The sequence below is a fragment of the Pseudoalteromonas sp. DL2-H2.2 genome (genome assembly GCF_021532535.1).
GTDB classification, from domain to species: domain Bacteria; phylum Pseudomonadota; class Gammaproteobacteria; order Enterobacterales; family Alteromonadaceae; genus Pseudoalteromonas; species Pseudoalteromonas rubra_A.
Genome location: NZ_JAKGBD010000007.1, coordinates 125689 through 150737, shown reverse-complemented (window position 1 = coordinate 150737; position 25049 = coordinate 125689). Strand labels below are relative to the sequence as shown.

22 protein-coding genes are annotated in these 25049 nt (G+C 48.5%); 10 read left to right on the top strand and 12 right to left on the bottom strand.

From position 1 onward, the window contains the following. Positions 1-4 precede the first annotated feature (4 nt). Positions 5-1342 (top strand): Na+/H+ antiporter family protein, encoded by a 1338-nt coding sequence (locus L1285_RS13740; protein WP_235412787.1) that lies wholly within the window; start codon positions 5-7, stop codon positions 1340-1342. Between the two features lie 103 nt (positions 1343-1445). On the opposite strand, the gene L1285_RS13735 is transcribed toward L1285_RS13740, so the two are convergent. The 5 genes from L1285_RS13735 to L1285_RS13715 form a co-directional block, all read right to left on the bottom strand. Then, the gene (locus tag L1285_RS13735) at positions 1446-2357 is read right to left on the bottom strand and encodes a hypothetical protein (RefSeq protein WP_235412786.1); all 912 of its coding nucleotides are present in this window, start codon (positions 2355-2357) and stop codon (positions 1446-1448) included. Then, a complete protein-coding gene (locus L1285_RS13730) occupies positions 2354-2878 on the bottom strand; it encodes a GNAT family N-acetyltransferase (protein WP_235412785.1) in 525 nt (174 codons plus the stop codon). The genes L1285_RS13735 and L1285_RS13730 overlap by 4 nt, the downstream gene beginning before the upstream one ends. A 214-nt stretch (positions 2879-3092) precedes the next feature. After that, on the bottom strand, positions 3093-3524 hold the full coding sequence (locus tag L1285_RS13725; RefSeq protein WP_046004424.1) for an acyl-CoA thioesterase: 432 nt from the start codon (positions 3522-3524) through the stop codon (positions 3093-3095). Continuing rightward, positions 3521-4369, bottom strand: coding sequence for a M23 family metallopeptidase (locus tag L1285_RS13720; RefSeq protein WP_442960501.1), 849 nt, complete (start codon positions 4367-4369; stop codon positions 3521-3523). Before L1285_RS13720 ends, L1285_RS13725 begins: the two co-directional genes overlap by 4 nt. Beyond that, a complete protein-coding gene (locus L1285_RS13715) occupies positions 4362-5216 on the bottom strand; it encodes a 6-carboxytetrahydropterin synthase (RefSeq protein ID WP_235412784.1) in 855 nt (284 codons plus the stop codon). The genes L1285_RS13720 and L1285_RS13715 overlap by 8 nt, the downstream gene beginning before the upstream one ends. 361 nt (positions 5217-5577) lie before the next feature. Between L1285_RS13715 and fabA the strand changes: the two genes are divergently transcribed. Then, positions 5578-6093: a bifunctional 3-hydroxydecanoyl-ACP dehydratase/trans-2-decenoyl-ACP isomerase gene (gene fabA / locus L1285_RS13710; RefSeq protein ID WP_125779921.1), complete on the top strand. Its 516-nt coding sequence runs from the start codon at positions 5578-5580 to the stop codon at positions 6091-6093. Positions 6094-6173: 80 nt separating this feature from the next. On the opposite strand, the gene rmf is transcribed toward fabA, so the two are convergent. The 7 genes from rmf to lrp form a co-directional block, all read right to left on the bottom strand. Continuing rightward, the gene (gene rmf / locus L1285_RS13705; protein ID WP_046004422.1) at positions 6174-6344 is read right to left on the bottom strand and encodes a ribosome modulation factor; all 171 of its coding nucleotides are present in this window, start codon (positions 6342-6344) and stop codon (positions 6174-6176) included. Between the two features lie 516 nt (positions 6345-6860). Beyond that, positions 6861-8150 (bottom strand): serine--tRNA ligase, encoded by a 1290-nt coding sequence (serS, locus tag L1285_RS13700; protein WP_235412783.1) that lies wholly within the window; start codon positions 8148-8150, stop codon positions 6861-6863. A gap of 11 nt (positions 8151-8161) precedes the next feature. Then, positions 8162-8542: a fluoride efflux transporter CrcB gene (crcB, locus tag L1285_RS13695; protein ID WP_046004573.1), complete on the bottom strand. Its 381-nt coding sequence runs from the start codon at positions 8540-8542 to the stop codon at positions 8162-8164. 5 nt (positions 8543-8547) lie between these two features. Next, the gene (locus L1285_RS13690) at positions 8548-9900 is read right to left on the bottom strand and encodes a replication-associated recombination protein A (RefSeq protein ID WP_235412782.1); all 1353 of its coding nucleotides are present in this window, start codon (positions 9898-9900) and stop codon (positions 8548-8550) included. Then, positions 9893-10549 carry an outer membrane lipoprotein chaperone LolA gene (gene lolA, locus L1285_RS13685; RefSeq protein ID WP_235412781.1) on the bottom strand — a complete coding sequence of 219 codons (657 nt, stop codon included), beginning with the start codon at positions 10547-10549 and terminating at the stop codon, positions 9893-9895. Before lolA ends, L1285_RS13690 begins: the two co-directional genes overlap by 8 nt. Next, entirely contained in the window at positions 10549-13203 is a 2655-nt protein-coding gene (locus L1285_RS13680) for a DNA translocase FtsK 4TM domain-containing protein (RefSeq protein WP_235412780.1), read from the bottom strand. The genes lolA and L1285_RS13680 overlap by 1 nt, the downstream gene beginning before the upstream one ends. A 68-nt stretch (positions 13204-13271) precedes the next feature. Then, positions 13272-13751 (bottom strand): leucine-responsive transcriptional regulator Lrp, encoded by a 480-nt coding sequence (gene lrp / locus L1285_RS13675; protein ID WP_046004417.1) that lies wholly within the window; start codon positions 13749-13751, stop codon positions 13272-13274. 139 nt (positions 13752-13890) lie between these two features. Here lrp and ald point away from each other — a divergent pair, with 139 nt between their 5' ends. The 8 genes from ald to L1285_RS13635 all read left to right on the top strand — a co-directional run bounded on the left by ald (position 13891) and on the right by L1285_RS13635 (position 25040). Next, positions 13891-15012 carry an alanine dehydrogenase gene (gene ald, locus L1285_RS13670; RefSeq protein WP_235412779.1) on the top strand — a complete coding sequence of 374 codons (1122 nt, stop codon included), beginning with the start codon at positions 13891-13893 and terminating at the stop codon, positions 15010-15012. 136 nt (positions 15013-15148) lie between these two features. Then, on the top strand, positions 15149-15976 hold the full coding sequence (locus tag L1285_RS13665) for an HDOD domain-containing protein (RefSeq protein ID WP_235412778.1): 828 nt from the start codon (positions 15149-15151) through the stop codon (positions 15974-15976). 84 nt (positions 15977-16060) lie between these two features. After that, positions 16061-17935, top strand: a complete 1875-nt coding sequence (locus L1285_RS13660) for a methyl-accepting chemotaxis protein (RefSeq protein ID WP_235412777.1) — start codon at positions 16061-16063, stop codon at positions 17933-17935. 84 nt (positions 17936-18019) lie between these two features. Next, entirely contained in the window at positions 18020-18613 is a 594-nt protein-coding gene (locus L1285_RS13655; protein WP_235412776.1) for a PilZ domain-containing protein, read from the top strand. Between the two features lie 54 nt (positions 18614-18667). Continuing rightward, positions 18668-19711: an agmatine deiminase family protein gene (locus L1285_RS13650; RefSeq protein ID WP_235412775.1), complete on the top strand. Its 1044-nt coding sequence runs from the start codon at positions 18668-18670 to the stop codon at positions 19709-19711. 6 nt (positions 19712-19717) lie between these two features. After that, positions 19718-20608: a carbon-nitrogen hydrolase gene (locus L1285_RS13645; RefSeq protein ID WP_235412774.1), complete on the top strand. Its 891-nt coding sequence runs from the start codon at positions 19718-19720 to the stop codon at positions 20606-20608. Between the two features lie 116 nt (positions 20609-20724). Next, positions 20725-24198, top strand: a complete 3474-nt coding sequence (gene mfd, locus L1285_RS13640; RefSeq protein ID WP_235412773.1) for a transcription-repair coupling factor — start codon at positions 20725-20727, stop codon at positions 24196-24198. Next, a complete protein-coding gene (locus L1285_RS13635; RefSeq protein WP_235412772.1) occupies positions 24195-25040 on the top strand; it encodes a CsiV family protein in 846 nt (281 codons plus the stop codon). The genes mfd and L1285_RS13635 overlap by 4 nt, the downstream gene beginning before the upstream one ends. The last annotated feature ends 9 nt before the right edge of the window (positions 25041-25049 follow it).

Below are 25049 nucleotides of genomic sequence, written 5' to 3'. Positions count from 1 at the left end.
TATTATGAATGCTGTTATTGTTGGTGTTTTGCTGATGCTCGGCCTGACACTGTTTAGAGTGAACGTGATTGTTGCAATGACCATCAGCGCGATGGTCGCCGGGTTGACTGCTGGTCTGGGGCTGTCGGATACATTAAATGCGTTTAATTCCGGGCTCTCTGGGGGTGCAGAAATTGCGCTCAGTTACGCCATGCTAGGTGCTTTTGCCGTTGCCATTTCGAAATCCGGCTTAACTCAGATTTTGGCTGATAAACTACTTTCGCTGGTCCATGGTAATCAACAAAACTCGAGCCAGTTACTGAGCATGTTAATCATGGTCATTATTTTGGGTTGCTCGATTGCCTCGCAAAACCTGGTTCCGGTTCATATTGCATTTATCCCTATACTGATCCCACCGCTTTTGGTGATTTTTAACCAGCTGAATATCGACCGACGTGCCATTGCCTGCATTTTAACTTTTGGTCTGGCAACTTCCTATATGGTTTTGCCTTACGGCTTCGGTGGTATTTATTTATACTCTATTTTGCACAAAAACCTGGTTGATAATGGCCTGGAGATTGTTAATACACAGGTCCCTTATGCGATGGTGATCCCTGCGTTTGGAATGCTAGCGGGCCTTGTCATTGCGGTTTTTATCACTTATAGAAAAGACCGTGACTACACTCAGGACACACCTTCTGGCCACGTAAAACCGGCAGATAAGCCACAGCTTAGTGCCCAGGAAAAGCGTAAAGTGATCATGGCCGGGACATTAGCCGTCGTATGCTCTTTGCTTGCACAAAACGTGAGTGGCTCCATGATCCTGGGTGGCCTGGTCGGGGTGATGATGTTTAGTCTGTTCGGTATCGTAAAATGGGACCAAAGTTCGGATGTGTTCAGCAAAGGCGTTGCTATGATGGCGATGATTGGCTTTATCATGATCTCTGCCCAGGGCTTTGCCTCTGTGATGAAAGAAACCGGTGATGTGGCCAGCCTGGTGAGTGCTTGTGCTGACTTTGTTGGCGAGAATAAACCACTGGCGGCAGCCATGATTTTATTGGTTGGCCTGCTGATCACCATGGGCATAGGTAGCTCTTTCTCAACCGTGCCAATCATTGCTACGCTGTTTGTTCCCCTGTCAATGGAGGTCGGATTCTCGGCGATGGCCACCGTCGCTCTGGTAGGTACAGCAGGTGCGCTGGGTGATGCAGGCTCACCGGCTTCTGATTCGACCCTTGGTCCAACATCGGGTTTAAATGCCGATGGCCAGCACGACCACATCTGGGACTCAGTAGTGCCAACTTTTATTCACTTTAATATCCCGCTATTAATTTTTGGCTGGATAGCCGCAATGGTGCTTTAAAACCAAAAAAGTCGACCTTAAGGTCGACTTTTTACATTCAATGTTATCATCTGCCGTGTAAAAGTGTTTCGTGACTACTTACACGCTAAAGCCAAGTACATCACTAAGTGCTTTTCAGATCGTTGAACAGCACGTGAAACCAACGAATGTCCTCAGGGCCAAGCTGTGCTTGTTTGTAAAGTGTTGGGTCGTGGTATATATCTTTGTAGATATGATACATAGCAATTTCAGTTAGTACTTGCCATTTATCGCCGTCAAGTTCCTTAATTTCCAGCGTACTAAAGTTAAAATCAAGCAAAGGGTCGTGCTGGTTTTCCGTAGTACGTAAGGCCAGATCAAGCTGTTGTAAAATCGGGTTGATTACCTTAACCGTACTTGCGTCGCTGAACTCTCTCAGTATATTTTCTTCTGCTTGCCTGATGGCTTCACCTTCTTTACGTTCAGTCAGTGTCTGCGCAGCGGGTCTGAGCGTGAATTTAGATACTATGCCTGCAACACCTGGGAGTAACGCTTTTGCGGCGATCCCCGCACCGAGCAAGGGGTTCGTTAAAGCCGCTATGCCACCAATCAAAAGCATACCATAGGTGAGTTTGCGGTCTAATGCATCTATCTGATCTGCCAGAGAATGAAGTGAATTCGGGTCCTCACTGGAGCGTTCGATAGCAAGCTGAGCAGCACAGTTCACCATATATTCACGCAGCATGGCTTCAGCGTGAACGGTTGGAAAGTGAAAAACACGCCTTTTTGGTAGTTTATTAACTTCAGGCACGCCTTCGGGAAGATTTCTTAGAGTATGCAGAGCAAAACCATGTTCACTGAGCGCAAAGGGCACAACAAAATAGTGCTTCTCATCATACTTTAAGGTGCTATTAGTAGCGGTTCTCTCCACAGAAATAAAAATAGGCAGCCCGTTCACCTTTTCTCTTACAAACTGAAAGCCTGACAAAAGATCTGCTGACACCTTTTCTGGCATGTCAGACAAAACGGCTTTGCCTTTGTTAAGTAACTCTTTCATATAACCCTTTGTAATAGATCAGCGGCATATATGCACATCGTTTTTGGCAGTTTATCTTGCATTGTAACGGAATAACATCGGAGCAATTTGGCCCCTGCCCGCTGCGCGATTTTGATACTTGGTATATTGAAATCCAGACAGTGAAACTCAATATATCGTATCTCTTGTTCTTCTTTCAGGCTGGGTAGCATCACACTAAGGATCTGATCTATTATTGCGTTTCCACGTGCCTGTTCACACAGCCAGTATCCAATCTCGCAGGTATTTGGGGCTTCTACCGATTTAAGCGCGAAAACGCCCATAAACTGTTTATGATACATGATCGAAAAATAGCGACTGCCGGGCATGTCTTGGCGCTCGGCGATGTATTTTTTGGCGCTATCCAGATCCGTAACCGCTTGCGCCCAGGGCAAATAAATCTCCAGGCCCTCTCTGCTCATATCTACAGCTTCCAGCAGTACATTAGCTTGTTCTATGCTCAGAGGAGTGAGGTATAAATGCGGTGAAATGTAGTAATCCATGAATTCCTTCCAAGTATAAGCCTATCCTACTTATTGAGTTCCTTGTGCCTCAATAGTCGTATTGATGGTACGCCAAACTAGCTTGCTTTTACAAACCAGTTTGTTGAAAAATGGGACTATTCTAGTCTGTGCTACGTTTACTAATATTACCCCACTGTATGATGTGTTCCATTTTAATCAAAAGGAGACTTGTTGACTCCCCTATTGCTGTCTGTTAGCTAAAACCGTTTAGCATCTGATCGCATACAACCGGTGTTGGTCTGTGGTTGTCATCAACGGCTACAAAGGTAAAGCTACCTGAGATGGCCAGGTGCTTATCATCTTTGTGCATGGTTTCCAGGTAGATGTGTACCTCTACTTTTAAGCTGGTGTTACCGACATGAACCACGTTAGCAACGAGCTCTGCAAATGTGCCAGCCGGGATCGCTTCTTTAAAGTCGACTCTGTCTGATGAAATGGTTACCAAAGGTTTGCGGCAAAAACGCGTCGCAGCAATAAACGCGACCTCATCCATCCAGGCTAACGCATCGCCACCAAACAGTGTGTTATGGTGGTTGGTACGACCTGGAAATACCGTTTTGGTAACCGAGGTTTGCGAGTCTTTAATTCGTTGAGCAATTACTGCGTCTTTATCTGTTTGTGTCATTCTTTACTGCTTTTCGTTGCGAGTTTATCAATCATTAAAAGTTGTGGATCCAGGCGTTCATTAAACCAGTTAAAGCGCCAATCCAAATGTGGCCCAGTTACCCTGCCGGTGGCACCAATATCTGCAATATGGTCACCAAGCTCAACAACCTCTCCTTCCTCAACATGTAACTTGTTGAGGTGAATATAGGTAGACGTAATGCCATAGCCATGGTCGAGGATCAGCGTACCGCCACTGTAATAAAGGTCGGGGTTGGCAAAGACCACTTTGCCAGATACTGGCGCTAATACCGGCGTGCCCGTTTTATTGGCGATATCCAGTCCAAAATGGGGCCTTCTGGGTTTGCCATTAAAGTAGCGCTGGCTGCCGTAAACCCCAGATATTCTGCCCTTTGCTGGACGGTATACCGGGTCATCAAAATACGGCAAAGTGCTCAGCTTGCTTCTAGCGGCGCTAACCTGCGCACCTTCTTTGCGGATCCGAGCCAGCACTTCCTTTGGTGGTGAGACATATTTTTTCTCAACCCCGGTAATACGGTCAATGTCATAGTCGCGAGACGTGATCAGCAAAGTTTTAGTATGAGTTTTGCCGTCTTTGTCGACCCAGCTCAGGCTGTGTTCAACGCCGGCGTCCCGGCCAAAACCAAATACAAACTTACCATCCGGGGCAATGGTCAGGTCTTTATCGTTAAGCCTGGCAGATTGTACCCCATCCAGCTGCGCAATCACCATCCCCCCCTGGGTGAGTGATCCTTTCAGCTCAATGGCATGAGCAGAGCCCATACCAAGGCATAAACCGGCCAAAATCGTGGCCGTTTTCTTTGCTTTACTTAGCCAATCAGGCATAAGCGATTGCTCCTTTTCCAACGCCTTCAAACGCCTTCACTTTCACTTTTCGCTCTGGATACTGTGCTTTGATCTCACCAGCGAGATACTCTGCAATACACTCAACGGTGCTGTCACAGGGGATTAAGTAACACCGTGCTTTACTGATAGCCAGCTCAAAGTACCCCTGAGATGCCGAGTAAGCAAAAGCATAGTCATTATCGCGTGCACTAATGTGCTTTAGTGCGCTTGCATCAATCAGATCTTCTTCACTGCCCAGGTAGATGTCCTGCCAGCGCTCCGCCCACTCTTTTTGCAAACGAGGCATACTAATATCATCAAGATAAATGCCAATGTCAGAGCGGTGCCCGTGAATAATACGCTGACAGTTGCCGTCATGCTTTTTCAAGCCGTGGCTGTAATGGTAGTAAAAGCTGCGACTAGGCTCAGGGCGTAATTCAATTTCAACGTCTTTTACGTTGTCCGGCATTTTCGGCAAAATTTGTTGCTTCAGAAAAGCAATAACCGTGGCTTCGCTGATAGTCTCACCTTCGACAATGCACACCGCTTCGTCAGGCGCGCTCATCGCCAGGTGGTGGCCACCAAATTCACCATCAAACTGCACTCTGCCGTCTTGCGAAGAAAACCCGCATTCCAGTTGACTCGGTATGGCCAGCTTATGATCAATTGTGTCATCGATAATCGCCTTGATCTGTTTCTTTACCTTGGCAAAGTCCAGCACCATCGACTCTTCATTTAACTGGCCATGCAATGTCATATCGACAATCCAGCTCTCGCCCACGGCGCCGCGTTTACTACACAAGTAAGAAAAATCAATTACCGTCAAAGCATCTACAAAAAGGATCATAAACTTCCGTTAACATTAAAAACGACTGAGTCAATTATAAAGATTTTTAACGCAAAAATCGCCCTGAAAGGTCGAGAAACAAAGAAATTATCAATTTGAGCCGACTCTTTGAATGATTTTCATTCATTAACCTCAACCTTGCCTGATTGTTGCGCTTTCAAAGCGCTATTAGCCTGTTAGCACAAGCGCACAGTTTGGCCGGCGGCATTAAAAAGACGAGGCTCAGCCAAGGTAATTGATAGATAATTAACCGCCAAATAGGTAAAGTGCTCAAAGAGCAGGCAAATTTCAACTGTTCAGAGTTGTTTGGCGTACAAGTGTAAGCTAAAGTAGCGACAATTAAAGACTAAGACTGATGATTATGGAACCAAAAAATAGCTATACAAAAGAAGAATTGATCCTGTGCGCTGAAGGCAAGATGTTTGGCGAGAACAACTGTCGTCTGCCAATTGATAACATGCTGATGATGGATCGTATCATCGAGATTAACGAAGACGGTGGTGAGTTTGGCAAAGGCCAGATTATTGCTGAGCTGGATATTAACCCCGATCTGTGGTTCTTTGACTGCCACTTCCGTGGCGACCCTGTCATGCCAGGTTGTCTGGGCCTGGATGCTATGTGGCAAATCGTTGGCTTCTTCCTGGGCTGGTCAGGTGGTCCGGGTCTTGGTCGTGCACTGGGTGTAGGCGAAGTTAAATTCACCGGTCAAATCCTGCCAACCGCCAAGAAAGTGACTTATCGCGTAGACATGAAGCGGGTTATCAAGCGTAAACTCTTTATGGGTCTGGCTGATGGCACGGTAGAAGTAGACGGTCGTGTTATTTACGAAGCAAAAGACTTAAAAGTAGGTCTGTTCCAGGACACCAGCGCATTCTAATTTAGTGTGCTGATGAAAAAAACAAAGCCCCTTTATAGGGGCTTTTGACGTTGCTTAGTCATTAGATATTTTATAGGAATTTAGGTTTTGTACATGTTGCGGTTATCTATGGCCTCTCGCCATCCCCCCAACCATTCTGATCTGTGCTCTACTTGCTGATATGGACATAACTCTTTGGACCGGCCCGCTAAACCTGCTTTGAATCCCTGGGCATGTGCTCTTTCTAAACGGTCTCTTTTCTGTCTCTTCATAGGTAAATTCCTCACCTTCTATTTTTTAAGTTGCTTTCGTCTTAACGACATCCACATTTAATAAATAGTTAATAAATTCGTAAATATCAATCCGTACGAAACACGAAAAGGTCCTCTGTACAATTTGATTCAGTGCTTCGCCGCAGGCTGCCTAACAGCCGATAGCTCGAATTTCATTTAACTACTAACATTTTTACTATTGCATATGGTTAAACAACGGCCGACTGTGAATGCACTATTTTGCCAGACACACGTCGACTAATTCAGGATTGGCCAAACCTTCAAAACCAATAAATCATATATCGTTTTGACATGCAACTAGCTGGCGGTGAGTGGGGAGAACTAAAAACAACAAAAAGGATAATTCTTGCAAAGAATGGGAAGTTTAATAGAATTACCATCTAAAAATAGATGCATAAAAACTTATTTATACAAAAGTCAGCGTAAAAAAACATTCATTAATTTGTAATAAAAAAGGCCGCAGGAATGCGGCCTCAGATCAATGCGTTAAGTGCTTTACTGAATTTTTTCAAGACCACCCATGTAAGGTCTTAGTACGGTTGGCACCACAATAGAACCATCTGCTTGTTGATAGTTTTCTAATATTGCTACCAGGGTACGGCCAATTGCCAGACCAGAACCGTTCAGTGTGTGCAGCAACTCAGGCTTCTTCTCACCGGCACGGCGGAAACGCGCCTGCATACGACGAGCCTGAAAATCTTGCATATTTGAACAAGAAGAAATTTCACGATAGGTATTTTGTGCTGGCAACCACACTTCCAGGTCGTAGGTTTTCGCCGCACCAAAGCCCATATCGCCGCTGCACAGTACTACTTTACGATATGGCAGTTCCAGCGCTTGTAAGATCGCTTCTGCGTGGCCTGTCAGCTCTTCCAGCGCAGCCATTGAGTCCTCAGGCTTGACCAGCTGAACCAGTTCTACTTTGTCAAACTGATGCTGACGGATAAGACCACGGGTATCACGGCCATAGCTGCCCGCTTCACTTCTGAAACATGGCGTGTACGCAGTCATGCGAACAGGTAGCTCTTTTTCGTCAAAGATTTCGTCACGTGCGCAGTTGGTCAGCGGCACTTCTGCGGTGGGGATCAAGCTGTAACCATCCTGATCTTCACTCAGCGCTTCTGTATGGAACAGATCTTCTGCGAATTTAGGCAGCTGTCCAGTACCGTAAAGACTTGCTTTGTTAACCAGGTAAGGCACACACATTTCAGTGTAGCCATTTTTATCTGTGTGCGTATCGAGCATAAATTGTGATAATGCACGATTCAGACGCGCAATGCCGCCACGCATAACAGTAAAGCGTGAGCCACTGAGTTTAACACCCGTTTCAAAGTCAAGGCCTTTACCCAGCGCTTCACCAAGATCAACGTGATCTTTTACCTCAAAGTCGAATGTTTTAGGCTCACCCCATTTGCTGATTTCAACATTTTCGCTTTCATCAGCACCCACAGGCACATCTTCGGCCGGCAGGTTAGGTAAAGTTGCTGCGATATCTTGCAACTGAGCCAGCACTTCATCTTGCTCTGCTTTTGCAGCGCTAAGCTGATCGCCTAAATCTGCAACTGCGTCCAGTAGTGGCTGTACGTCTTCACCTTTGGCCTTGGCCTGGCCTATTGCCTTGGAGCGGCTATTACGCTCACTTTGCAGCTCCTGCGTTTTGGTTTGCAGTGTTTTTCGTTTTTCTTCCAGCGCATTAATCGCTGCCACATCAAGCTCAAAGCCACGTTTTTTCAAACGCGCTGCTGCTTCCTCAATGTCCTGGCGTAAATACTTTGCATCTAACATAGTTTGTTCTTTTAACCTTTTTGCATGACTAAGCACAGGCCTATCCAGGCCATGAAAATACACATCACGACATTCAACACTATATTCAGTACCATTTTCAGTATCTGACCTTGCTGAAGCAACAGCAAAGAGTCCATCGAAAAGGTAGAAAATGTCGTTAAAGCACCCAAGAAGCCAATCCCAACCAAACTTTTGGCTGGTGATACTTCTATGATCTGCTTATCAATTAATCCGTAGAGAATGCCCATCAACAGTGAACCCAGAATATTAACGGTCAACGTGCCAAAAGGGAATCCCTTACCCAAGAGTTTTAGGGTGATATCACTAATAAAAAAGCGCAGACAGGCACCGAGTGCGCCGCCTGTTGCAATCATCAGGTAAGTTTTGAGCAAGTCCATCAGCGCTCGTCTTTATCTTGATAGCGCTTTTGCGCGCTTTGTTCATTTAATGAGCGCAGGTAACGGAGCTTTTCTGCGATTTGCTTTTCAAGGCCTCTGTCGCTGGGCTCATAATAACGGCGCTGCTGAATATCCGCAGGAAAATAACACTCTCCAGCGGCAAACGCCCCAGGTTCATTATGCGCATAGCGATATTCTTCACCAAAGCCCAGCTCTTTCATCAGTTTAGTGGGCGCATTGCGCAGATGTTCCGGCACCGGAAAATCGGGATCACTGGCGGCATCCTGTTTAGCCTGATTAAACGCCATGTAAACCGCGTTACTTTTGGCTGCACTGGCCAGGTAAATGGTCGCCTGTGCGATGGCTCGCTCGCCTTCACTGGGCCCCACTCTGTGATAAATATCCCAGGCATTGAGCGCCACCTGCATGGCACGAGGATCGGCATTGCCTATGTCTTCTGTCGCAATCGCCAGTAGCCGTCTGGCCACATAGAGCGGATCGCCCCCTCCGGCTAGAATACGGCAATACCAGTATAAAGCGGCATCTGGGTCACTGCCTCGTACTGATTTGTGAAACGCCGAGATCAAATCGTAATAGATGTCGCCGCCTTTGTCATATTTCGCCAGGTGCGAGGGTAAAACCTGCTTTAACACCACTTCGTCGATTACAATTTGCCCATCCCCGCTGGCACCTAAGTCCGTGGCCTGCTCAAGCAGGTTTAGCGCTTTTCTGGCATCACCGTCTGCGGCACGTGACAACGCCTCAATGACGGCATCGTCCAGGGTTACCTGCTGACGACTCAGCTCTTTATCCTGAGCCAGTGCCTGGCGCAGCACCTGAGCAAGCTCGTCAAGACTCAGCGGCTTGAGTGTGTAAACCCGTGCGCGGGATAATATCGCGTTGTTGAGCGCAAATGACGGGTTCTCCGTGGTTGCGCCGATAAAAATAAAGGTGCCGTCTTCAATATGTGGTAAAAAGGCATCCTGCTGCGACTTATTAAAGCGGTGGACTTCATCGACGAACAATATGGTTCGCATACCGCTCTGGCTCAGACGATGTTTTGCATCGAGCACTTGCTCGCGGATCTCTTTAACTCCGGCTGTGACGGCAGAGAGCTTACAAAGTTGCGCATTCGCATGATGGGCAATGATTTCGGCAAGCGTAGTTTTGCCCACGCCAGGCGGACCCCATAAAATCAAACTATGGCAGCGTCCCTGAGTGATTGCACGGCGCAGTGGGCTGTCTGAGCCCAGGATATGGCTTTGACCTATGTAGCCGTCAAGTTCGGTTGGGCGCATTCGTGCAGCCAGTGGCCGCACGTCGGGCGCAAAGTCAAACCCCAGATTAGTCACTTTGAGTCTGGTCGTCGACGACCACCCCTTCAGGGATCACAAACTTAAACTGCGCGGCATCGATTGGTACATTAACCTGCGCATCGCTAAACTCAAAGCTGGAGATCTGGCCCGATGAATCCGTCACGTTTAGTTGGCCAATCTTCAGGCCGCCGTCAGCAAACAAAACGTCGAGGCGCTCCACCTGAGCCCCCGACTGAACAGGTTCTATCCGATAGCCTCCGGCAATCTCAGCAACCTGATACTTTTGCCATTGTTTTGGGTCTTGTGTTGTTAACAACACAAAGGGGGTGGTATCAATTAATCCAAGCGTGTTTAAGATAGTCGCTTGCTCCGCGAAGCTATCAAAATAGACCGTACGTAACCCATCCGACACCAGCAGTGTTTCGTCGGGTTCATCCTGTTGCCAGCGAATTTTCGCGGGATACTGTAAAGCGATTTCACCTTTACCTGATTGGATGAGGTGGCCCTCGTGATCAATCACACTTTGTTCAAACTGAGCCCGAAAACTTTCAAGCCCCTTTAGTTTATCTTTTAATGACTGAGCAGCCACACTGACGGGCTGCTTATCTGTTGCTTGTGCCGCCGCAAAAGCAGCTGGCGTTGCCCCAATAACACACAGGGCCAGGATAAGTGGTTGTAACTTCATTAATTCGCTCCACCTTTGGGCACCAGGACTTCTCTGGCGCCATTGTGCCCGGGCGCACTAACAACGCCGGACATTTCCATTTGTTCAACCAGACGAGCCGCGCGGTTATAACCCACGCGCAGCTTACGCTGGACACTTGAGACCGACACCTTGCCAGTTTCAATCACAAATGCCACGGCTTCATCGTAGAGCGGATCCGACTCCTCGTCTTCACCCTCGCTTGTTTCGCCTGGCAGTAAAATATCTTCTGTGGCCTCACCACATAAGATGTCTTCGATATAGTTCGGTTTACCCCGCGCTTTCCAGTCGCTCACCACCGCATGTACCTCATGGTCGTCGACAAACGCACCATGCACACGGATTGGGACGCTGGTGCCTGGTGGCAGATACAACATATCACCCATACCCAGCAGGTTTTCAGCGCCCTGCTGATCCAAAATTGTGCGTGAGTCAATTTTACTCGATACCTGGAACGCCATCCGGGTTGGGATGTTGGCTTTGATCAAACCCGTGATCACATCAACAGAAGGACGCTGGGTTGCCAGTACCAGATGAATACCCGCAGCACGCGCTTTTTGTGCGATCCGGGCGATTAACTCTTCCACCTTTTTACCGACAATCATCATCATGTCAGCGAATTCGTCAATCACCACGACAATACTTGGCAGCTTATCGAGCTCCTGTGGCTCATCTGCCATGCCATCCGTATCCTTAAACAACGGATCCAGGATTGGGTGGCCGGCTTCTTTGGCATCCAGTATTTTCTGATTATACCCTTTGAGGTTACGTACCCCCAGAGCCGACATCAGCTTATAACGGCGCTCCATTTCACCTACGCACCAGCGTAGCGCATTGGCCGCTTCTTTCATGTCGGTCACCACCTCGCATAACAAGTGTGGAATACCTTCATACACCGACAGCTCAAGCATTTTCGGGTCAATCATGATCATCCGTACGTCTTCTGGTGGCGACTTGTATAGCAAGCTTAATATCATCACATTAACGCCCACTGACTTACCTGAACCAGTTGTACCCGCGACCAGCAAATGCGGCATTTTAGCAAGGTCGGCCACCACAGGCTGGCCAGCGATATCTTTACCCAGTACCATAGTCAAGGGTGATGGATTCTGCTCAAACTTAGGGGCGTTGATCACTTCGGATAACCGCACTATTTCACGGTTCTTGTTGGGCAGCTCAAGGCCCACGTATGTTTTACCCGGGATCACTTCCACCACGCGTACGCTGACCGCAGACAACGAACGAGCCAGGTCTTTTGCAAGACCGGTGATTTTTGCAACTTTAATGCCCGGTGCCAGATCCAATTCAAAACGGGTAACAACTGGACCGGGGTAAACTCCCATCACTTTTGCCTGAATATTGAAATCAAGCAGCTTAGCTTCAACCAGACGAGACACGGCTTCCAGCTCTTCTTCCGAGATTGGGTTTTTCGCTTTATCGGGCCTGTCGAGCAAATCAAGAGACGGCAATGGATCTTTCGGTGGCTCAGCTTCGAGCAACGCCTCGAACTGCTCTTTAGCAGTCGGTGGCGGCTGATAACCCGATGCCGGTTTTTCTTTGGGTTTTAAAGGTCTTGCTGGTGACACCACTTTGGTCTCGGCGGGCGCCGGCGTATCGTCCAATGCGTTTAGTGCAGCAACCGTATCAAAGGCCTCATCATCAACCGCAGAGAAGTTAATTTCCTGCTCTAAAATATCGTCCAGTTCATCAAAAACACTCGGCGCGACGGCAATATCGTCGCTATCATGCGTTGCTTTTTCAGTCTCTTCGGCGTGATTTACCACAGGCTCGCTCTGAGCGTCTGATTTAGTGCCAAACAATCTGTCTTTGAGCTTTTTCGGTTTGCTCTTTTCAAGCTCTGCAGACTCATCTTGTGGCTCCCCGGCTGACTCCGTGCTCTGAGCAGTACTTTCTATTGCAGGCATGCTCGGGGGGTCTTCAGCTTGCTGTTCTTTGGGCTCACTCAGTGTCACTGCGGCGCTCGAAGTAGTCTCTGCTATCGCTTGTGATTCATCTACTTCCCCTGAAGGGATAACCGACTGATTTTCTTTACGCTGCTTAAGCTTAGCAACACACCACTTACAAAACGCCACCACCTTTTCGCCGATATAATCAACAAACTCAACCCAGGAAACGCCGGTTAACAGCGTCAAACCAGCAAAGAAAAAACACAACAATAGAATGGTGGTGCCGGTAAAGTTAAACGCAGGCATCATAGCACTGGCGACCACATCCCCCACTACCCCACCGGAAGAAAAATTGTAAATATCATCAAAGTTAATGCTGCTGATAGCGCTGGCAGAGGTGATAAACAAAGTACCGCCGATGAGCCTTAATCCCAGCGTGGTGTAATCGAGCTGCAATAATTTGTGTGGTTTTTTAAATAATAAGTAGCCGAATAACTGAATAAAAGCCGGCACCAGAAAGGCCAGCCAACCAAAACTGAGCAGCAGAATATCGGCAACCCAGGCACCGGCAGCGCCAGTGATGTTATTGACCTTGATAAATTCGCCCGTTTGCGTCCAGGCGGGATCGGCCGGATCAAAGCTGATGAGTGCGCACAGCGTAAAAATTGCCGCCGCCGTACTGATGATCAGGCCAGTCTCCAGCAGGCGCTGAATACCATTTAAGCGCATTATGTAATACCTAAATACTGTTTAGTTAATTCTAACATGACTTTTTGCACACCTTAGCAAGAATTTCCTTAGGGTGCACAAGGTTTTATCACTTCACCTTGCTCACCTTTTACTTCTTCCATAACAACATAGGTACGGCTTTCACTGATACTGGGCAATTTTAATAATATCTCACCCAGCACGCCACGATACTCAGACATATCAGTTACCCTGGTTTTTAATAGATAGTCGAAGTTACCGGATACCAAGTGACACTCAATAATTTCGTCGTGTTGCTTTACCGCCTGATTAAACCGGTCAAAAACGTCGGGCGAGTTTTTGTTGACCGTAACTTCAACAAACACCAGCAGACCCTGACCCAGCTTTACCGGGTCTACCACGGCCTTATACCCTTTTATATAACCTTCACGCTCAAGCTTTTTGACCCGCTCCAGGCAAGGTGTTGCGCTAAGCCCAATCCTTCTGGCCAATTCTACATTAGAAATTCGTCCGTCTTTTTGCAGTTCAACTAAAATCTTTCTATCGGTTCTATCTAACTGAGTATGCATGAAAAGTTTTTTATCCTGAATATTTACTTAATACAGTATTAATAACTACTGAGTATATAAAAAAAGGTAGGACATACTAGCAAACCATATCTATAATGGTCGAAAATTTTTACCCCGTTCTTAATTGAGGCGAATTGTTATGATTATTGGTGTACCTAAAGAAATAAAAAACCACGAGTACCGTGTTGGTATGGTTCCAGCAAGTGTTCGTGAACTGATTAATCACGGCCACCAGGTAATAGTAGAAACAAATGCCGGTATCGGTATCGGTTTCACAGATGAAGACTACATTCAGGTAGGTGCTGAGATCCGTGACACGGCGGCACAGGTTTTTGAAGAAGCAGACATGATCGTGAAAGTAAAAGAGCCACAGGCTGTTGAGCGCGCGATGCTACGTGAAGATCAAATCCTGTTCACTTACCTGCACCTGGCACCTGATCTGCCTCAGACAGAAGACCTGGTTAAGAGCGGCGCAATCTGTATTGCATACGAAACTGTTACTGACAACCGTGGTGGTTTACCACTATTGGCACCTATGTCAGAAGTTGCTGGTCGTATGTCAATCCAGGCTGGTGCGCAGGCACTTGAAAAGTCAAACCTGGGTCGCGGCATGCTTTTGGGTGGCGTACCAGGTGTTGAACCAGCGAAAGTCGTTGTGATCGGTGGTGGTATGGTTGGCCGTAACGCAGCACAAATGGCTGTTGGTATGGGTGCTGACGTAACAATCCTTGACCGTAACATCGACGTTCTGCGTAGCCTAAACGCACAGTTTGGCAGCCAGGCTAAAGTTATCTACTCAACAGTTGATGCGCTAGAGAAGCACGTTGTTGAAGCAGACCTAGTGATCGGTGGTGTTCTAATCCCAGGTGCAGCTGCTCCTAAACTAGTTACAGCTGAGCACATCAAAGCAATGAAGCCTGGTGCAGCAATCGTTGACGTTGCTATCGACCAGGGTGGTTGTATCGCCACTTCTAAAGCAACAACACACGCAGAGCCAACTTACATCGTTGATGATGTTGTTCACTACTGTGTAGCAAACATGCCAGGCGCAGTACCACGCACTTCTACGTTTGCGTTGAACAATGCAACACTGCCTTACATCATCAAGCTTGCAAACCAGGGCTACAAAGAGGCGCTATTGTCTGACGAGCACTTCCTGAATGGTCTGAATGTAATGAAAGGTCAGATCACCTGCAAAGAAGTTGCTGAAGGTTTCAACATGGAATATGTTGACGCACGTGCAGCGCTTGCTAACGTGTAATAGACACGCATAGTGTTTCAAAAGCCTCGCTTAAGCGGGGCTTTTTGCTTTTTACTGCGCCCTGAAACAGAGAGTTGCCTGCACCGTTGATTATTGACTATCTTTTTATAATAGTCAGTTGTACAGGTAGTGTTGCATGGCCATTTCCCTCACACAGCAAGAAAAACTTATTTTAAAAACGGTCAATATCCCTCCGCGCCCTCAAGCGTTATTGCAATTCTCGGAAGAAGCGAAACAACCAGAACCCAACATCACAAAAATCTCCGACATACTGCAAAGTGACGTGGCGATCAGTGCGGCCATTTTGCAAGTCGTGAACTCTGCCGCATTTCGGCGCTCTCGCGAGATCGATTCCATTGAACAGGCTGTGATGATGCTGGGTCTAAAACGGCTTATTCCCCTGGTGAAAGCCGTCGCTTTAAAGTCATCCGTTGACTTGCCACCCGCTTTAAGTAACTTTTGGGAAACCCAGTCAGAGATAGGACAACATGCATCCGTCATCTGCAATCGCCTTAATCGCCCTGCGCTTGCTAACCACGCTTACATGCTTGGGTTGTTTCACGGCGTTGGTATTCCCATTTTATGCCAACACTTTGACGATTATCAGAGCGTCCTGGATAAAGCTCAATCCGATGGCTGGACTGAGGCCAGTCAGTTTGAGTTCGCACAATATCATACCAGCCATGGCACCATAGGCGCTTTACTGGCGCAGCAATGGCGACTGCCAAAGATAGTCATTAATGTGATTTATTATCAGCACGATGTCGATGGCATTCTCACTTCTGGAGAGCTGGATAGTCTCGGTAACGATTTGCTGACTATCTTAAAAATTGCCCGTCATAAAACCTATTTATCGACCAACCCGGTAAGCGAGCAAAACCCCGAGTGGCAGGTGATCAAAGATGATGTGATGGATTATCTGGAAATGTCCGATGAAGAGCTAGATGAACTCTGGGGTGAATAAACTCGCTCCAGGCTATTTAAATACCTAAATAATTGAAAGTTTCCGTCAATGATTTACCTTTATAGAGGGAAGCAGTTAGGAGATATGCCTGTGAAGTTCAAATTTAAGGTAATAGCCGTTTCAGCCTCAGTGCTCTTTCTGGCCCTGTTATTACTATCACTCAAACAGTATTTTTTACTGAAAGATAATCTACAACAACAAGTTAATGATAGTGTTGGAGAAATCATTCAGGGGATCAGTAATACTGTGACCTCGCAAATGCAAGGTGCCATTGATTTGGCAGTCCTGACCACCGGCCTTGTTGAACAAAGCGACACCTTGCAGGAAGCCCTGCCGCTTATCTCACAGCCTAAGCTTAAAGAAACATTTTTACTGATAGGCTACGGCGAAGACGCCACAGGCAAGTATGTGGCCAGCGACCCGGGTTGGGATCCTGGCCCTACCTGGGATCCACGAGTGCGCCCCTGGTTTGCCGGTGCCAAGCAGGCAAATCAGCTGATTGTGACCGCGCCCTATGCTGACTCTGTTACTAAAGAAATCGTGGTGTCGGTGGGCACGCCTGTGAAAAAAGCCAGCCGTTTCCATGGCGCTATCTTTTTTGATGTCAGTCTGGCCAAGCTCGGTAATATGATCAACTCGTTCGAGCTTTTCGATTCCGGCTTTGCTTTTATGGTCAGTAAAGACGGTACCATTATCTCCCACCCCAACACAGAGCTTAATGGCCAGCAAGCAAGCGAATTTTTAGGCCGTACTCAGGTTTCACAAACGGTGCAGGAAGTGGAAATGAACAACCGCACCTATCTGGTCACCTTTAAAGATGTGGATGGGCTGGACTGGTATGTTGGTGTGGCACTGGAAAAAGACAAAGTGTTCGGAGCGGTCGACACCATGGCGCAGGACGCGACTTTGTTCTCAATTATCGCCGTTATCGCAGCAGTGGTTGTACTCTCTTTGGTCATTAACTTACTACTAAAACCACTTGAAGACATTAATCTTGCTATGGCGAATATCGCGCAGGGCCATGCCGATTTAACCGTGCGCCTTGAAGCCTCCAGCGAGCCGGAATTTGCCTCACTAGCAGAAAACTTTAATCGCTTTACCTCGCGCCTGCAAAATCTGATCGCAGACATTCAACAGCTTGGTCACGAAGTGTTAGAGGATGCCCGTCAAACATCAACCGGTGCAAACCAGGCAACCATGGCCATTGAGGAGCAACTGAATGCCCTCAATACACTGACAACCGCGACAAGCAATATGTCGAGCACAGAGCAGCAAGTGGCGGATACCGCGCAGCAAGCTGCGGACGCCATACAAAATACCGACAACCTTGCCAGTAACGGCGAAACCATAGTGGCCGAGTCGACCGACGCCATCACTGAGCTGTCGTTGCAAATCAAGCGAGCGGTCGATGTGGTGGCCGAGCTGGAAGTGTCTTCTTCGGGCATTGAGCAGATCTTGTCGGTGATCAATGGCATTGCAGAACAAACCAACCTGCTGGCCCTTAACGCTGCCATTGAGGCCGCCCGTGCTGGTGAATCGGGCCGTGGCTTTGCCGTTGTGGCAGATGAGGTCAGAACCCTGGCGCAACGCACTCAGGAAGCCACCACCGAAATCAAAGCCATGATTGACCAATTGCAAAGCGGCGCGCAAAGTGCCGTTGGGGTGATGAATCAGAGCCAGAGCATTGTGGAAAAGTCGGTCAGCAAAGCCAACGATACCCGCGACGCGCTGGAGTCTATCCGCCAGTCTATCGCCAGTATTGTGGATTTAAATGTCAACATTGCCGATATGATCAGTGAACAAAAGCATGTGGTAGAAGAGGTGAATAATAACGCCTCGCAAATTCGTAATCTTTCTGACACCGTATTTGATGAAGCCAAGGCCGTTGATCACACCATGCAGTCTCAGGTAGAGAAAATTGCCAAGCAGGAAAATATGTTAGAACAGTTCAGAGTCTAATTTTGCCACAGCATAATACTAGCGAGTGCGATTAAAACTCGCTAGTATATGGATATAAAGACAGTATCAGTATCATTTCGGCATATGCATAGCGACCTTAAAGAGACATTCGAGCAATATTTTCAGATTGCCGAATCAAACCAAATCAATTTGTACCCGGTAGATGCCAACATGGTACCAAAGAGCCAGGCACAGCTCGAAGCTGCCATTCCACCGCTGTTCAGACTGGCAAATGAAATCAACGAGCTGGACTTAAATGCGCTGCGTCCACTGCGTAACCTGGGTGATGTAGCAAGCGATCTGGCCGCCTATCTGCAGGCCCAGTCACGAAAAATCGACTTAATCATGAGTCATATTCTGGCCACAGAGCAACCTGAAGACGAGCTGTTGAGATGCGACAGCTACGGCGGCGGTGGCATTACCGCAACGCTTGAGCAGGACTATGAGATAGGGCAGAATTTCAGAACCAAGGTTTTTTTACAGCACGAAGCCAGTGCCATATTTTGTTATGCACAGGTCATAGACAAAGAAACCGTGGACTTGGGCTTTCGCTATACCCTGGCTTTTACTCAGATCCGCGATAACGATCAGGAACTGCTGGTCCGAGCCAGTTTACACGCCCAAACCCGGCAGCTAAAAAAGCGTCAGTCGCCTGACGAAAACGAACAAAATAGCTGACAGCCAAGCTGTCAGTGCTAAACTAGTCGTCTACTAATTTTGATTGATAACACCATGAGTTTTACACTTTTACCTGAGTGGGCGCCGCAAGATGCGGTGATGCTCACCTGGCCACATCAAGATACCGACTGGGCAGATATTTTACCCCAGGTTGAACCCGTTTATATCGCTTTATGTCAGCATATCTCTCAGGTTGAGAAAGTGGTTATTGTGGCGCACAACAGCGAGCTCAGAGCACACATTACCAAAGCGCTGATAGCAGCGGACGTCGATATGACGCAAATTGTGTTCGTGGATGCGCCCTGCAATGACACCTGGGCCCGCGATCATGGTCCACTCACTACCCGTGACGCATCGGGTCAGCTGTCTGTGAAAGACTTTACCTTTAATGGCTGGGGTAATAAGTTTGCGGCCGAGCTGGATAATCAGATAAACGCGCAGCTTCATGCTCAAATCGTCAACCCTGCAAACCACTATGAGCGCATAGAGCTGGTACTTGAAGGCGGCGGTATTGAAATTGACGAAGCCGGTACCCTGTTAACCACCTCTGAATGTTTGCTCAATCCAAACCGTAATCCGCACCTGAGCAAAACAGAGCTTGAGCAGAAGCTAAGTAACACACTGGGAGCAAAACAGTTCCTTTGGGTCGACCACGGGTTTTTGGCAGGTGATGATACCGACAGCCATATTGATACGCTGGTGCGCTTTGCCCCCAATGATACTTTGGTGTATGTCAGCTGTGATGACCCGCAAGATGAGCATTATGCGGCCCTGAGCGCCATGGAAACACAACTTAAGTCGTTTCGTACCTCGCAAGGAAAACCTTACAACCTGGTTGCCCTGCCGTGGCCCAAAGCGGTCTTTAACGATGAAGGTGACCGTTTACCTGCCACCTATGCGAATTATCTGATCATCAATGACACCGTTTTGATGCCGTTATATGGCGATGACAACGACGCCCAAGCGCTGACTCAATTGCAAAGCGCTCACCCGGAACGTACCGTGATTGGCATTGACTGCCTGCCTATTATTCATCAGTTTGGCAGCCTGCACTGTATTACGATGCAGCTACCCGCCGGATTTTTAAAACAGGACTAAATTTTAATGAGCAACAACACGTTAAAAGTCGCACTGGTTCAGCACAGCAATAGTGCAGATCTACAAAACAACCTGGACAAGTCCATTGCGGGGATCCGCGATGCGGCGGCCCAGGGCGCTAAACTTGTGGTATTGCAGGAGCTTCATCGCAGCCTGTATTTTTGCCAGACCGAGGACACCGACCTTTTTGACCTGGCAGAAACCATTCCAGGCCCAAGTACAGACCTATTTTGCCAGCTTGCCAAAGAGCTGAACCTGGTGATCGTTGCCTCGCTTTTCGAAAAACGCGCAACCGGCTTGTATCACAACACGGCGGTCGTGTTTGAAGCCGACGGGAGCATTGCCGGTAAATATCGTAAAATGCACATTCCCGACGACCCGGGCTTTTATGAAAAGTTCTACTTTACACCGGGCGACATGGGCTTTACCCCAATTCAAACCTCAGTCGGTAAACTGGGTGTACTGGTATGCTGGGATCAATGGTTCCCGGAAGGCGCACGCTTAATGGCGATGGCTGGTGCTGACATGTTGATCTACCCGACCGCTATTGGCTGGGATCCGCGCGATGATAAAGACGAGCAAATTCGTCAGCGCGATGCCTGGATGGTAGCACAGCGCGCTCATGCCGTATCTAATGGCCTGCCAGTGTTAAGTGTCAACCGCGTTGGCCACGAAACCGACCCTAGCGCGCAAAGCGAGGGGATCCAGTTCTGGGGTAACTCATTTGTTGCCGGGCCTCAGGGTGAACTACTGGCACACGCCAGCGAGTCTGAAGAGCAGCTTCTGGTGGTTGAACTGGACCCAAGCCGCAGCGAGTCGGTACGACGCATCTGGCCGTACCTGAGAGATCGTCGCATCGACCACTATCAGGATCTTTGCAAAATCTATCGGGACTAAATCATCCCATCAAACGGCCTAGACATTCAGTCAGGCCGTTCTGTTTTATCATCGCAAAAGTGCATTGAATAAAACACAGTGTAATAAAAACAACGTGCAGTAACAGGAGTATATGAATGGCAACAGCGCAGTGGAGCAAACTTCCCTGGGTCAAATCACAAAAGGATAAAATCCATTGGGGCCAGCTGGTCGGTAGCAGCATGTCCATTGCCATCAGCGAGGGCGTCAGGCAACATGATGCACTGGTTGTGGTCGTCACCCCCGACACGCCAAGTGCGCTGCGCCTGGAGACTGAGCTGGGTTATTTGCTGGGCGAAGACAAAGTCCATGTTTTTCCCGACTGGGAAACCTTACCTTACGATCACTTTTCGCCGCACCAGGACATTATCTCGCAGCGTCTTGCCAGTCTGAACTCTTTGCGCCAACAACATCAGGGCGTATTACTGCTGCCGGTGTCGACTTTAATGTTACGCACCGCACCGCCGGAGTTTATTTACGGTAATGCCTTACAGTTTAAAGTTGGTGACTCGCTGGATGCACAAAAGCTCAAAGAAACACTGGCACAGGCCGGTTATCGCAATGTGCAGCAGGTGATGGAGCACGGCGAATTTGCCGTGCGCGGTTCTATCATAGACTTGTTCCCGATGGGCAGCACCACGCCATTCAGACTCGACTTTTTCGATGATGAACTCGACAGTATTCGCCTGTTTGATATTGAAACCCAACGCTCCAGCGAGCAGATCAAGTCAATCGACCTGCTACCGGCCCATGAATTTCCAACCAATGACGAAGACATAGAACGTTTTCGGATTGCGTATCGGGAGACCTTTGGCGCAAGCAGTGAGCAGGACTCCATTTATATGCAGGTTACTCGCGGCAACTGGCCGGCGGGTATCGAATACTATTTGCCGTTGTTTTATGAGCAAGTTGCCACGATTTTTGACTATCTGCCGGAACAAGCGGTGCTTATGCACCTGGGTGATATTGAGCAAGCCGCCTCGGAGTTCTGGCTCGATGTTAACAAACGCTATGAAAGCCGTCGGGTTGACCCGCTGCGCCCTCTGCTGGAGCCGGTGCGCCTGTATCAAAATGTCGAAACCCTGTTTGAGGGCTTTGCACGTTACCCCAGAATTCGTCTGAGTGAAGCAAGCTTGGGCACCAAAGCCGGTCATACTAACCTCAGCGCCAATTTGGTAAGCGATGTTCGCGTTGACCATAAACAGGCCGACCCTTACAAGCCCTTGCTGGATTACATTGCCACCCAGAAGAAGAACAAAGGCCGGGTGCTGTTCAGTGTTGAATCGGATGGTCGTCGCGAATCTTTGATGACCTTGCTCAAACCAAGCGGCCTGAAACTCAAAGAATTCGACAGCTTTGGCGACTTTGTCGCTGCGCGTAACGATGTGGGCCTGGTAGTCAGTCCGCTGGAGCGCTCGGTAATGCTGGATGGTGACAAGCCACTGAGCATACTAACAGAACAAGAGCTGCTGGGCATTAAGGTGTCGCAGCGCCGCCGTCGCAAGCATAAATACGATCAGGGTCAGGATGCACTTATTCGCAACCTGGCCGAGCTTAAAGAAGGCCAGCCGATTGTGCACCTGGACCATGGTGTCGGGCGTTATCTTGGCCTGCAAACCATCGACGCAGCCGGTGTTGCCACTGAGTTTGTAACCATCATCTATGCCAATGATGCTAAGTTATATGTGCCGGTATCGGCACTGCATATGCTAAGCCGCTATTCTGGTGGTGAAGAGGCCTCGGCGCCGCTGCACAAGCTAGGCTCTGATGTATGGGAAAAAGCCAAGCGCCGCGCGGCTGAAAAAGTCCGTGATGTTGCCGCCGAGCTTTTGGACATTTACGCTAAGCGCCAAAGCAAGCCCGGCCATTTATTTAAGCTCGATGGCCAGGCCTATCGGGAATTCAGCGATACCTTCCCGTTTGAAGAAACTGACGATCAACGTAACGCCATTGACGCCGTCTTGGGTGATATGCAAACGCCACTGGCAATGGACCGCCTGGTGTGTGGTGACGTTGGCTTTGGTAAAACTGAAGTGGCAATGCGCGCCGCATTTGTGGCCATTAACGACAACAAACAAGTCGCCGTGCTGGTCCCCACCACTTTGCTGGCGCAGCAACACTATGAAAACTTCCGCGACCGCTTTGCCTCTTTGCCTATTGAGGTGGGCGTATTGTCTCGCTTTAACAGCAGCAAAGAGCAAAAAGACACCCTGGATAAGCTCGAAAACGGCCAGCTCGATATTGTCATTGGTACACACAAGCTGCTGCAACAGAGCATCAAGTATAAAGACTTAGGCCTGCTGATTGTCGACGAAGAGCATCGCTTTGGGGTCAGACAAAAAGAGAAAATCAAACAGCTGCGCGCGGATGTAGACATACTCACCCTCACTGCCACGCCTATTCCCAGAACGCTGAATATGGCCATGAGTGGCATGCGTGACCTGTCAATCATTGCCACGCCACCAGCAAAACGCCTGGCGGTTAAAACCTTTGTGCAAGAGCGTAACGATGAGGTGATCCGCGAAGCCATTCTGCGGGAAATTAAACGCGGTGGTCAGGTCTACTTCCTGCACAACAATGTCGAGACCATAGATAAAACCGCAGCCGACATTGCCGCACTGGTGCCCGAAGCCAGCATTGCCATCGCCCACGGCCAGATGCGTGAAAAAGAGCTTGAGCAGCTGATGAGCGATTTTTATCACCAAAAGCATAATGTGCTGGTGTGTACCACCATCATTGAAACCGGGATTGATATTCCGTCTGCCAATACCATCATCATGGACCGCGCAGACAAGCTGGGCCTGGCGCAAATGCACCAGTTACGTGGCCGGGTTGGCCGTAGCCACCATCAGGCTTATGCTTACCTGCTCACCCGCAACAGCCAGACGCTCACCAAAGATGCGGTAAAACGCCTTCAGGCCATCGAATCACTGGAAGATCTTGGTGCCGGCTTTGCCCTGGCAACCCACGACTTAGAGATACGGGGTGCCGGTGAATTGCTCGGTGATGAGCAAAGTGGTCAGATCCAGACGGTGGGCTTTACCCTGTATATGGAAATGCTGGAACAGGCCGTTCAGGCACTCAAAGAAGGCAAAGAGCCGACCCTTGAGAACCTGTTACAACAGCAAAGCGATGTGGACCTGAAAATCCCCGCCCTGCTGCCTGATGACTATATCCATGACGTTAATATGCGCCTGAGCTTGTACAAGCGCATTGCCAGCGCCAATGATGAAGAAGCACTGGACGAGCTAAAGGTTGAGCTTATCGACCGCTTCGGCCTGTTGCCGGATGCTGCGAAAAACCTCTTTAGTATCCAACTTTTGAAATCAAAAGCGGCTAAACTGGGGATCACCAAAGTAGAAGCCAACCAAAAAGGCGGCTACTTTGAATTCAGCGCCAGTACCACGGTTAACCCGACATTCATCATTGCTCTGATACAAAGCAACCCGGCTGTGTACCGTATGGAAGGTGCCAGTAAGTTACGCTTTAATATCGAAGAGAAAAATGGTCAGGAACGCTTAAAACTGGTAAATGCAATGATAGACGACTTTCAGAAAAAGGCGGTGGCATGATAAGGACGGCCCTTTCACTGACAATACTAAGCACAGCGATGCTTGCCTCTGCACCTGCCAGCGCAAAACGCTGGTATGAAGTTGAGCTGATCGCCTTCGCTCAGCAGGATAACGAGCAACTGCAAGAGGATTTTACCATTGAAAATCCCGAGCTGGATTTAAACCGAACGCTGGACCTGCTTACTAAGGGCTACAACAGTGCCGGCCAGCAGGCTTGCCTCAATGGTGACAGTCGTTTTGATCCGCGCCCGGTTACCAGCCGCTTTGTTCAACAGGATGCGTCCTGGCATTGCGCTGACGGCGCAGACTATATGGAGAAGTATCAGCAGCTACCGCTGACGCCCTACGCTGAGCCACAAGACCATAAGCAAAGCATTTACTTGCTTAATGAAGAACAGCTAAGGTTTGACAGCGTGCTCAATCAGCTAAAAAGGAAAGGACTTGAACCCATTCTGCACACCGGCTGGCGCTTTCCCGACCAAAGTAAAAAGCGTGCGCCTAATATACTGATTTATGGCGGACAAAAGTTCGAGCAACCCGCCAGCTATGTGGCTCGTTTAGGTGCCCAAGACGACGGCTTTATCAGCTTGCTGGGTGAGCCCAAACAAGTTGCGCAAAAAGAACAAGCTCCGACACTGTGGCAGCTACAGGGCTGGATGAAAATCCACATACGGCATTATTTATACGTCACCAGTAACTTTGACTATCATTACAAAAGTGATGAGGGCGACTTAGAGAGCGCCAGAATGTCTCAGTTTACCCGGGTATACAGCGGCGACATCCATTATTTAGATCATCCCAAAATGGGGATCATCTTCCAAATCAGAAAATACAGACACTGACGGAAACTA